General features: G+C 64.2%; 6 protein-coding genes. 2 read left to right on the top strand and 4 right to left on the bottom strand.

The features are described from left to right. Positions 1–223: 223 nt before the first annotated feature. Positions 224–6,349 (top strand): membrane-targeted effector domain-containing toxin, encoded by a 6,126-nt coding sequence (locus DGA31_RS13485; protein ID WP_161959188.1) that lies wholly within the window; start codon positions 224–226, stop codon positions 6,347–6,349. 356 nt (positions 6,350–6,705) lie between these two features. Here the strand turns inward: DGA31_RS13485 and creC are convergent, their stop codons facing one another. From creC to rloA2, 3 genes are read right to left on the bottom strand one after another with little or no spacing between them, the layout of a single operon-like run. After that, a complete protein-coding gene (gene creC / locus DGA31_RS13480; protein ID WP_109512891.1) occupies positions 6,706–8,121 on the bottom strand; it encodes a two-component system sensor histidine kinase CreC in 1,416 nt (471 codons plus the stop codon). After that, a complete protein-coding gene (gene creB / locus DGA31_RS13475) occupies positions 8,122–8,814 on the bottom strand; it encodes a two-component system response regulator CreB (protein ID WP_109512890.1) in 693 nt (230 codons plus the stop codon). It abuts the gene before it with no gap. A 56-nt stretch (positions 8,815–8,870) separates the two neighbouring features. Beyond that, a complete protein-coding gene (gene rloA2, locus DGA31_RS13470; RefSeq protein WP_056840613.1) occupies positions 8,871–9,374 on the bottom strand; it encodes a retropepsin-like aspartic peptidase RloA2 in 504 nt (167 codons plus the stop codon). Between the two features lie 170 nt (positions 9,375–9,544). Between rloA2 and DGA31_RS13465 the strand changes: the two genes are divergently transcribed. Then, entirely contained in the window at positions 9,545–10,432 is an 888-nt protein-coding gene (locus DGA31_RS13465; RefSeq protein WP_109512889.1) for an acyltransferase, read from the top strand. A 244-nt stretch (positions 10,433–10,676) separates the two neighbouring features. Here the strand turns inward: DGA31_RS13465 and fdhA are convergent, their stop codons facing one another. Then, entirely contained in the window at positions 10,677–11,876 is a 1,200-nt protein-coding gene (gene fdhA / locus DGA31_RS13460; protein WP_056840611.1) for a formaldehyde dehydrogenase, glutathione-independent, read from the bottom strand. Positions 11,877–11,982: the final 106 nt, after the last annotated feature.

Genomic DNA, 11,982 nt, shown 5'->3' with positions numbered 1-11,982 from the left:
AAGGCGAGGGTCAGCCAAAGCGCGGGATTATAGCCTATAGACTATCAATTTGGCGTGAAGCTTGATCAGCCCCAGGGGCCTGGCCGGATGCACGCCATAACTATGTAGCGCGCACAAGACGGCAAAGCGGGATTGATTGACCTGATGTTTTACCGGGCATTGCGCCCGAACGCATGTGCGCCACCAAGCCTGCATGCCCTTACATACAGGAACCGCTTGTCTTATGTCTTTACCCGACTATTCAACCGCCACCCTCGACCGCCTGCTGGCCCGCCTGAACGCGCGCGCCACCCACCTGGCGGCAGAACTGACCCACCTGCCCGGCCTGCCGGAGTCCGGGCAACCCGTTGATGAACAGGCCCAGGCGTTGCAACACGCCCTGACCCAATACTGGAACGCTCCGGATGCCAGCGGCCTGCCGCGTCGCCAGGTCCTGGCCACGGCGCTGCGTGACGATCTGCACGATGAAGTGCTGCTGCGCATCATCGACGGCAGCCTGCACCCGGACTACCTGGACTGCCTGCCCCCGGACAGCACCGGCACCGCCGCCCGCAACGCGGCCTGGCCCGAAAGCCATGCCCTGTACCTGGCCCACGAACACCAACAGGGCCAGCCGGTCTACGGCGCCCTGATGTTCGCCCGCGAGGACGGGGCGTGCCTGTTGTACCTGCCGGGCTGGGGCGTGGAAGGCTTTGCGTCACTGCAGCAGTTGCGGGCCGACCTGGTCACGCGCCTCAACGATCAGGCTCTGCGCGGGCCGTTGCTGCGCAACATGAGCCAGGCGTATCAGGACCTGGGCTGGCAACTGGCAGCCGACCCCGACCTGAGCGCCGAACCCTACACCGATGACCATCTCATTCTGGCACCGTTTGTCGCGCCACCCTTCGAACATGCGATTGCCCAGCAGCTCGACAAGCAGCACCAGGATGTCGCCTACGCCTGCAACGACACCCGCCTGCGCCAGCATGACCTGGCCAGTTGGCAACTGGGCATCCAGACGGCCCTGGCCATGCCCGGCTTGCTGGGCCCGGCGGCCATGCTGCACCGCCGCGAAAGCGAGTTGCAGCAACGTCGCCAGGCCCTGGAAGTGCCTGAATGGCTGCGCTACGCCAGCGCCGAAGAGCGCCAGCGCTACCTGGACAGCCTGCTGGCCTACGAGCAGGTGCGCCTGACCTTGGGCAGCCTGATGCAAGGGTGCAGTTCAGCCCAGGCCTTTGCGCGCCTGCGCCTGACCGAACGCTTGCACAATGACCTGGGCTACCCGCTGGATCCCGATCAGGTGATCGTCACGACCCGCCGTCGCAGCCTGCTTGGCCAGGCGCCTTTCGAGACCCGTCGCACCCTGAGCGAGGTCGGGCTGTACGGCCTGCACAGCCATGACCTCGATCCGTCATCGGACTGGCTGACCGGCACGCACTTCAGCCTGGACGGCCAGTCGCTGAGCGTCAGTTGCCCCTTGCTGACCGCGCAATGGCTGGGCGCCACGGTCACCGAGCTGGACTTGCGTATCCAGTTCAGCGAGCGGCAACGCCAGGTGTACGGCACCGCCAGCGTCAAGGACATGATCGGCGAAGTGCTGCGCCGCCAATTGCTGGTCCACGCCTACAGCGCCTTGTACCAGGGCCATATACAGCCCGGCGACTTTGCCTTCACCGACCGCTTGCTCGGCCACCCCGAGGCGCCCCGCGTAAGTGTGCGACAGGTGCGCCTGAACAACCGGCAGCTCATGAGCGACATGCTCTTGCTGACGCTGGAAAAGCCTGACGGCAGCCCCGGGCGCCTGCTGCTGTGGACGCCGAATAATCCTGGCGGGCAGGCCCTGTACAGTTTCAATAACGAGCGCCAGGTGCGCCAGGAACTGGTCGCCTGGACGGCCGTGGTGCAGCAGAGCCAGTACCTGCTCGATCAGGTCACGCCGCTACAGCGTCCGGACCTTGCCAGGCAACTGCTGGCGCTGCGCGACAAACCCCTGGCACCTGAAGACTTCCTGGGGTTTATCGAGCATCCCGGGTTCAACGATGCCCTGCACGCCATGGCCACCGCCCATGTCCAGCTCAAGCTTGCCGAGCACCAGCAGCACACCCCGGACTGGTACGTGCGCGCCAGCGCCAGCCAGCGATGCGAACTGCTGGCGCTTGAAGACGCGGTCGAAGGCGTGTCCCGCCAGTACCAGGCCCAACGGCACACTCGCACGCCCGAATACGAGGCGTTCGTGCACCAGTACGCCAGCGACAGAATCAACGCCCTGCTGGGCGTGCCCGACGGCACAGTCGATCCGGACCGGATCATCGTCACCTCCCCCAGGGAGACCCTCAGCTACACGCGCATGCTGCGCGACGGCTATGACGACAGCCTGGGGGTGCTGACGGCCACCGCCGACACCCAGGCCACGTTCAGCGGCCCGGCTGGCGTCGACCTGTCGCCCCTGACCCCGGAAAAAGTCGCCGCCTCCGTGCGTGGCGCCTGGAGCAGCGATGCCTGGATTGCCCATCTCCGACAGACGCAGCTCGACCCACAGAGCGAGGGCTATGCCTACCGGCGCCGGGTGAGCCTGCTGATCACGCAACTGCAGATGCGTGCCGCCGCCCTGCGCAGCCACCTCAAGCGCCAGTTGTCCGAAAGCCAGTACCTCTGGCTGAAGCAGTCGATCAATCAGATGCACAACAGCGACGCCGCAAGCCGTCAGCGCTACCCGGTCTACCCGTTGCAGTTTGTGGTCGACAACCCGTTCATCGCTTCGGATGTGCCGGCACTGGGGGATGCACTGAAAACCCTCGACCAGCTCTTGCCGATCGACATTCCGCTGGCCCGGCGAGAAACTGCGCAAGGCTGCTACATCCTGTGCCCGCCGGGCAAAACCGCCCCGGACCAGGCGTTGCTTTACACCCCCAATGCACCCGACGGCCTCGAATGGCGCGTGCATGGACAATTCATGCACAGCCTGCATGCCCCAGGCATGAGCGACTACTACAAGGACCGCTGCCGTCAAGTGATGAACAGGACGCTGGCCTTCTGGTTCATCGACCTGAAAAAAACCAACAACAGCCCGCCGCCTGCGCTGGCCGACAAACCTTTTGCAGACCTGCAGGCGGTTTGCTTCAATCACCTCCTCGAACGCCGTATCCGGGATGTGCAGGACACTGTCAGCGGGCGCAGCGACCTGATCGCCCGGATCACCTGGAACACCCTTGAACTGATTGCCTTGACGGTGACCTTGCCGTTCCCGCCCGCCAGCTTTGCCGTCGGCGCCGTCCTGACCCTGCGCGACAGCGCGCGGGCCCTGCAAGCCTTGAGCGAAGGTGATCGCGAAGCGGCCAGCCTGCATGTGCTCAGCGCCTGGCTCAATGCCTTTGGCGCCGCCGGCGACGCCAGCACCGGCCTGAAAGGCTTCGGCGGGCTGCTGCAACAACTGACCGACCAAGGCGGGCACAATCCGCTGCTGGCATCGGTCAAGCAGGCACAAGTCAGCACCGTCAGCCGCCTGCACGCCGGCACCCACGCGCCGCTGCGACGTGCGGCCGGGCATGATCCCTACGCCCTGCTTGCCAGCGGTCATTTCACTCAGCAGGAAATCGCCGCGTTCCTGCGCCCTCGGACGCCCGAAGCCCCGCGCCCGGTGATCCGCACGACGCCGCAGCCCAACCCGGCCTACGTGACCCGGCAATCGCTGGACGGCACCGAACCTGTGAGCAACGGCCATGCCAAGGGGGTGACCCGCCTTGACGGCCACTATTACATTTCGCTGGAGGGCAATGTCTATGAGGTGCAGTTCGACGCACACCGACGCCTGTGGCAGATCATCGACCCGGCCAATCCTTATGCCTTCTATGGCAAGCAACCGGTCTACCTGACCGACAGTGGTCAGTGGCGACTGCTCGACAGCCGGGGCCTGCGTGGCGGTGGTGGCACCCGGTTCGAGCCGCTGGAAAACGAGCCGGCCACCGCCGGTCCCTCAAGCGCGCCCCTGCCTTCTTCGAGCAGTGCCTATGAACTGAGCGAGCAGTGGATGCAGCAACTGCCAGGCATCGTCAACCGCAACTGGACATTGTCAGTCGATGTCGGCATGGCATTGCCACCGGAATTCTTCGCCCCGCTGCTGCGCGAAGGGCGTGAGGTGTATGCACGATTGCGTGAAGCCCTGCGCAAGGATGCTGCTGCCTTCTTCGAACAGCCCGCGCTGGCGGCCAAGGCCGACCTGCCGGAACTGCACGAGGCCATGACCGCCGACGACCTGATCAAGGCCGCCTTCAGCCGCAGCCAGGGCCTGGTGATCAGCGAGACGCCGGCCTCGCAAGCCAGCAAGCAGTTGCTGATCGAGCACATGCCGCGACTGGCCGAGCAGAACGTCAGCGTGCTCTACCTCGAGCACCTGTTTACCGACCAGCACCTGGCCAAGCTGCGCAAGTACTACGCGCTGGGCAAGAAAAGCCGCACAGGCTCGGCCGAGCTCAGGGAGCATCTTTATACGCTGAACAAGGGCGCCCTGTTCAATGGCAGCGACAGCCATGACTACTATCACCTGATCAAGGCAGCGCATCGTCATGGCATCGAGGTCAGGCCGTTCAGCTCCTCGGTGAGCTACGACTTCATTGACAGCACGGCACCGATGGACCCGACAGACCTGCAAAGGATGTCAGTGTTCTTCGGCTCGCGCCTCATTGCCGCCGACACCGCGCAAGTGCCGGGGCGGCGCTGGGTGGCGCTGCTCGACCACAAGCATGCCAACCTCCACCACCAGGTGCCCGGCATTGCCGAGCTGCACGGTGCCCTCAGCATTCGTGTCCAGGACGTCGCCAGCGGCCAGCCGCTGCGCATCGTGCGTGATCTGCCCGGCACCGGTATCGACGACAGCGTCAGCCGGGGCGACTTCCGGCTCGACATGGCCAATCCCGACATCAAGCCTGCGATCCCGGTCGCCACGCCAGACATCGAGGCCGCCAGGCCACAGGCGCTGGATCTGGCCCTGGCGCAGTTGTTCAAAAGGCAAGCCCTGCGGGCGCAGCCGGAAAGCCCAGGCGCCTTGCTCAGCCAGCAACTCCTGGAAAACCCCGGTGCCCATGGCTTCAGGCTTGATGACAACGGCCAGTGGCAGCGCGTTGCGGCCGCCGACTGGCCGGCGGACCTGGAGCCGACCGCCCTGCAGCGTTCATTGGCCGATCCTTTGTACGAGGTGCCCACGTCGCACCTGGATGTCGCCCATGAACTGGCCCTGTTCGAGCACCGCGGGCTGCACCCGCTGTACGGCCCCCACAAAAAGCATCAGGAGCCGGCACGCCGGGTATTCTTCCGGCTGCGCAACCGCTTGCAGGCCGATGCCAGGACACTGCCCCAACAGCCTCTGCGGCCACGCCCCACCTTGCCTGACGTGTCCGGGCTGAACTCGCAAGCCGACCTGATCGACAGCCTCTATGCCCAGACCCCGGCCTTGATCATCGGCGAATACCACAGCTCGATCGCCAGCAAGCAGTTCATCATCGACAACCTGCCGCACTTGTCCCGGCGCCAGGTCAAGACGTTGTACCTTGAGCACCTGCAAGCCGACATGCACCAGCTGGACCTGGACCTGTTCGCCGAAAAAGGCCTGATGAGCAAGCGCCTGCTGCACTACCTCAAGCAGATGGACCGCGGCTTCTACACCGACCCGAACGGCATCTACACGTTTGAGCAACTGGTCATCAAGGCGCGCGAACACGGCATCGAAGTACGCGCCCTGGACTGCATGCCCAGCTATTACCTGCGCAACATGCAGGTGAGTCATCACCATGACCGACTGTTCATGATGAATTTCTTCGCTTCACGCACGATTCGTCGCCATCAGGAGCTGGCAGGGCCGCACAACTGGATCGCGCTGGTAGGCGAAACCCATGCCAGCACCTTCGAGACGGCCGTACCGGGCCTGGCCGAGCTGGAACAAGGCATCAGCCTGCGCGTTTACGACATGCCGCCAGGGGAACACTTCGGCCCGGCCGGCGACCCGGGACGCATGGCCGGCGATGAGCTGGGCAAGCAACGGGCATTCATTCGCAACGACTATGCACTGGGCCTGCCCACCCCGCATGGTCCGGTCGACCTGGCCGATGATTTGCTGACCGCCGCCCAGGCCGCGCCGGTCGAGCGCAAGCTGTACCGTCCGGGCCTGTTCATGATCGAAGGTCGCGACACCGCCCAACCGGTGATCGTCCATCGTTCACGGCAGAACCTGATCGAGCGCACGCCCGTGCTGCGCAATGCCGAGGGCCGCTGGTACATCGACCGGCAACACTGGCAACGCCTGCACCTGCGTCCTTTCGAGGATTTGCCGGCACTCGTCCAGGCCCTGCGCGACCTGCAACTGGTTCAGGTGAGCTGAGCCGCTGACGGCACTGGCTGAGTGCCGGCCCACAGAGACGCCGGGTGTACAGGCCACTTCGCGAGCTCTACGCTCGCTCAGGATGCCTGTCCCCGGTTCCAGCCGGCGATCCGGCGATGAGGCCAGCAAGGCCCATACACCTGCTGCGCCTGACACATCGCCATCGCCGGCAAGCCGCCTCCCACAGTCAGGTGTCAGGCCCGAAATTCAGGGTCACATCAAACCTGTGGGAGGGGGCTCTGCCCGCGATGAGGCCAGCAAGACCAGCACACCTGCTGCGCCTGTCACACAGTCATCGCCAGACGGTTGCTGTCTGCCACAAGTCCGCGTCGTGGCTTGACTGATCGGCATGAGTCCTACAGCCACAGGCTGACCAGCACCCCGCCTTCGACGTTCTCGATCTTCAGCTCACCACCATGCAGTTGCACCACCTCGGCCACGAAGTTAAGCCCAAGGCCTGTGCTTTTACGCCCGGTGTGCGGGCGTGGCAGGGAGTAGAAACGCTCGCACAAGCGGCTCAGGGCGTAATCGGGAATGGCTGCGGCGCTGTTGAACAGGGTCAGCTGGACGCCCGCGCCCTTGCGCTCGGCTGCCAGGCGCAGGGTGCCGCCTGATGGGGTGAAGTCCAGGGCGTTGTCGAGCAGGTTGGCCAAGGCCTGCTGCAACAGAAAGCGCTCGCCGTACAGGCTCAACGCCGGCTCGATGTGCTGCTCGACCGTCAGTTCCAGGCGTTCGACCGCCAGGCTGCGGGCGGCGAGCAGTTCATCGATCAACGCCGCCAGCGGCACGGCGACACGTTCTTCCAGCTCTTGGCGCTGTTCGACCATGGCCAGGTTCAGCAACCGCTCGATCAGTTGCTGCATGCGCTGGCTTTCGTTCTGGATATTGCTCGCAAACCGCTGGCGCTGAACCTCGGGCATGTCGTCCTGCAACAGCTCGGCAGCACCACGGATGGCCGCCAGCGGGCTTTTGAGCTCATGGGTCAGGGTATGCACGTAGCGCTCGACATAAGCCTTGCCTTCCAGTTGGGTCCGCATGTGCTCCACCGCCGTGGCCAGTTGCTCCAGCTCGCCACCGCGATAGTGCGGCACCTCGACGCGCTGACCTTCGCTGACCACCTGGGCGTAGCGGGTCAGGCGGCGCAGGGCCGAGCTCAGCCACCAGGAAAACAGCGCGCCCATCAGCAGCCCCAGCACCATCAGGCCGCCGCCGTACCACAGCAGGCGGCGCTCGGCGCGGTCGACATACGGTTGCAGCGAGCTGTTGGGCTTGGCCACGGTCACCACGCCGATGATCACCCCCTGGTCAAGGATCGGCGCGCCGACGTGCATCACCGACGAATGTTCGTCTTCCGGATCGCTACGGGTCGAACGCGCACCGTACTGGCCACGCAGGGTCAGGAAAACATCGTTCCAGCGTGAATAATCCTGTCCCACCGCCAGGCCGGCCGAGTCGAGCAGCACAATGCCGCGGGCGTCGGTCACGTAAATGCGGTTGTTGACCTGTTTCTTGCGCAGCTCCCAGATGGTGGCGTCGGGCTTGCGCAGACCATAATCCTTGAGCACTTCGTTGAAGCGGCTCTGGCCCAGGGTGCCCTTGCGCACATCGTCCTGAAAAATCTCGGCCAGCAGGTTGGCGGTGTCGACCAGCGTCTCCTCGGTGGACTGGCGCACGCCGGGGCGCACCTCTTTCATCACCGTGCTGAGCACGAAATAGCCGGTCAGGGCGATGAACACCGCATAGACCAGAAAGATGCGGATACTGAGCGACATTCAGCTGTGGACCGGGCTGAAACTGTAGCCGATGCCGCGGTGGGTCTGGATCGGCTCGGACTCGGCCGCCACCGCCCGCAGCTTGGCACGCACGCTCTTGATATGACTGTCGATGCTGCGTTCGTAGCCGGCATCGGCGGCCACGCCCAGGGCATCGAGCAACTGCTCGCGGCTGAACACCCGCTCCGGCTGCTCCAGCAGGCACTGCAACAGGCGAAACTCATGGCGGGTCAGGCTCAGCGGCTGGCCACGATAGCTGATCTGCACCCGCTCCAGGTCCAGCTGGAACAGGCCGTTGGCCGGCGCCTGCACCGGTGCGATCGCCTCGCGCGGCAGCATGCGCTTGAGGATGGCCTTGACCCGGGCGGCCACCTCACGCGGGCTGAATGGCTTGACCACGTAGTCGTCGGCGCCGATCTCCAGGCCCACCACCCGGTCGATTTCGGCATTGCGCGCGGTCAGGAACATCACCGGCACATCGCTGAAACGGCGCAACTGTTTGCACGCCTCGAAGCCTGTGATGTCCGGCAGGCCGACATCCAGAATGATCAGGTCGGCCGGTGTCTGGCGCTGATGCTCGACGGCGGCCTGGCCCAGCTGCAGCCAGGCGGTGGTGAAGCCCTCGCTGTGCAGGGCGTAGATCAGGGTGTCGGCAATCGCGACTTCATCTTCGACAATCAGAATGTGCGGCATGGCATCCAGGCCCGTGAGCGATGGCGCAAGGTGCGCGATTGGCCATCATTCGTCAATCAGCAATCGGGTTTGTCGGCGGTGTAGCGCCGTGCCGGGTTCACGGCCGCGTTGAACTCACGCAGGGCTTTGGCACCGATCAGCAGCGGGTAGTTGAAGTGGCTGCGATCGACCAGGTTCACTTCCACCATGCGCTGTTCCTTGCCCAGGCACAGCTGCAGCTCGATGACCGGACGTGTGGCGGCCTCGACGCCGCCCTCGTCCTCATCGTCTTCGTCGGCGCGACCCTTGATCTTGCTGATGCGCGCCAGCTTGTGCTCGAACACCTTGTCGCTGGAGCCCTCGGCCGCCAGGCGAAAGCGTACCCATTGCTCGCCGTCGCGCTTGAACAGCTCGATGTCCCTGGCCGACAACGAGGCCGTCACCGCCCCGGTGTCCATCTTGGCCTTGAAGGTCTCGCCCACTTCGGGGACCTTGATGTTTTCATAACGACCGTACAGGGTCGGTTCGGCAGCCAGGGCCGGCAATGCCAACAGGGACAGCAACATCAGGGCAGTCTTCACGCGATGGACTCCTTACACGACTCGGCGCCCGATTGGCGCCCGGTTTTAGACAGCGTAACGGCACTTGGTTCGCGAACAGGGCCTTGCGAAACATCTGTAAGCACCTGTGTCGTTGGCGTGTCCAGCCAGGCTATCTATCATGTGCCCACCACTGACTGACAGAGATTGTTATGCGCCGCGTGCTCACCGGGTGTTTCGTTACCCTGTTGTTGCTGACCAACACCCTGGTGCTGATCGGCCCGTTGCTGGTCTTTGCCCTGCTCAAGCTGATCTTTCAGGGCGAGATGCGTGATCACTGCTCGGCCGCGGTGATGTGGATCGCCGAAACCTGGGCCGAGATCAATAAAGGGATCTTTGCGGCCACCCTGCCCACCCAATGGGAAATCCTCGGTGATGCCCACCTGCGCCGCGACACCTCGTACCTGGTGATCGGTAACCACCAGTCGTGGGTGGACATCCCGGCGCTGATCCAGACCTTCAACCGGCGCACGCCGTTCTTCAAGTTCTTCCTGAAAAAGGAACTGATCTGGGTGCCATTCCTGGGACTGGCCTGGTGGGCGCTGGATTATCCGTTCATGAAGCGCTACACCAAGGCCTTCCTGGCCAAAAACCCCCAGCTCAAGGGCCAGGACCTGGAAATCACCAAGGCGGCGTGCGAGCTGTTCAAGCGCCAGCCGGTGACCATCGTCAATTACCTCGAAGGCACGCGCTTCACCCAGGCCAAGCAGAAAGCCCAGCAGTCGCCCTATGATCACCTGCTCAAGCCCAAGGCCGGCGGCGTGGCCTTTGTGCTGGCGGCGATGGGCGAGCAACTCGATGCGATCCTGGATGTGACGGTGGTATACCCCGATTCACGGATTCCGGGGTTCTGGGATTTATTGTGCGGGCGGGTGCCGAAGGTGATCGTCGATATCCGCACGCGCGAGCTGGACGCCGGATTGTGGCAGGGCGATTACGAGAATGACCCGGTATTCCGGGCCAGGGTGCAGGACTGGGTGAACCAGCTGTGGATCGAAAAGGACGCGCGCATTCACGAACTGCGCAGGGTGCGCGGCTGAGCCACTCCTGCCGTAGGAGCGCGCTCTGCCCGCGACCGAGTGCGTTAGCAGTCGTAAAATTGTGGCGTTTCGTAGATTTCGAATGTGTTCACAACTGTAAAATTGTGGCGTTTCACAGATTTTGCGAGCGCTTCGCACTCGGTCGCGGGCAAGCGCGCTCCTACCAGAGGGCGAATTTCAAGTGCAATAAATCAGTGAGTGGTTTTATGTTTGAAAATCGCGGCTTGCGCCGCGAAGATCGCTGTTACGCCGCGCTGAACAGCTTGTGCGGGTCGATCACGAATTTCTTCGGCACGCCGGCGTCGAACTCGCCGTAACCGGCCGGGGCCTGGTCCAGGCTGATCACCTGCACGCCCACCACGTCAGCGATGTTGATGCGGTCCCACATGATCGCCTGCATCAACTGGCGGTTGTACTTCATCACCGGGGTCTGGCCGGTGTGGAAGCTGTGCGACTTGGCCCAGCCCAGACCAAAGCGGATGCTCAGGGCGCCCTGCTTGGCCGCAGCGTCTACCGCACCTGGATCGTCGGTCACGTACAGGCCGGGAATACCGATCTTGCCGGCCACGCGCACCACGCCCATCAGCGAGTTGAGCACGGTAGCAGGCGCTTCGGCCTTGGCACCGGCGTGGCCGTGGCCACGGGCTTCGAAGCCCACGGCATCGACCGCGCAGTCGACTTCCGGCTCGCCCAGCAACGCGGCGATCTGTTCGTGCAGCGGGGTGTCGGTGGACAGGTCGGCGATCTCGAAACCCTGGGCCTTGGCGTGGGCCAGGCGCACCGGGTTGACGTCACCGACGATGACCACGGCCGCGCCCAGCAGGCGGGCCGAGGCAGCGGCGGCCAGGCCGACAGGACCGGCACCGGCCACGTACACGGTGCTGCCTGGGCCGACACCGGCGGTGACAGCACCGTGGTAACCGGTCGGCAGGATGTCGGACAGGCAGGTCAGGTCGCGGATCTTCTCCATCGCGCGGTCGCGGTCCGGCAGTTTCAGCAGGTTGAAATCGGCGTACGGCACCAGCACGTACTCGGCCTGGCCACCGACCCAGTCACCCATGTCGACATAACCATAGGCACCCCCCGGACGGGCCGGGTTGACGGTCAGGCACACGCCGGTGTGCTGTTCCTTGCACGAACGGCACAGGCCGCAGGCCACGTTGAACGGCACCGACACCAGGTCGCCGATCTGCAGGTTCTCGACGCCGGTGCCCTTCTCGATCACTTCACCGGTGATCTCATGGCCCAGCACCAGGCCGACCTGGGCGGTGGTACGGCCACGGACCATGTGCTGGTCGGAGCCACAGATGTTGGTCGAGACCACGCGCAGGATCACGCCGTGCTCGATCTTGCGGCCACGGGGGTCCTGCATTTTCGGGTAGTCGATTTTCTGTACTTCGACCTTGCCAGCGCCGAGATACACCACACCGCGATTTCCAGACATGCATGTCACCTCTATTCGTTGTTTTTAACGAGGGAGCACGACGCATTGCAGACTCGATGGCGAATACGGCCAGGCATTGGCCCGTCGTCGAGCAGGTCACACGTCG

Origin of the sequence: Pseudomonas ovata, from assembly GCF_003131185.1 — a bacterium.
Lineage (GTDB): Bacteria > Pseudomonadota > Gammaproteobacteria > Pseudomonadales > Pseudomonadaceae > Aquipseudomonas > Aquipseudomonas ovata.
The sequence above is the reverse complement of the archived record's forward strand: the minus strand, read 5'-3'. Positions and strand labels throughout refer to the sequence as shown.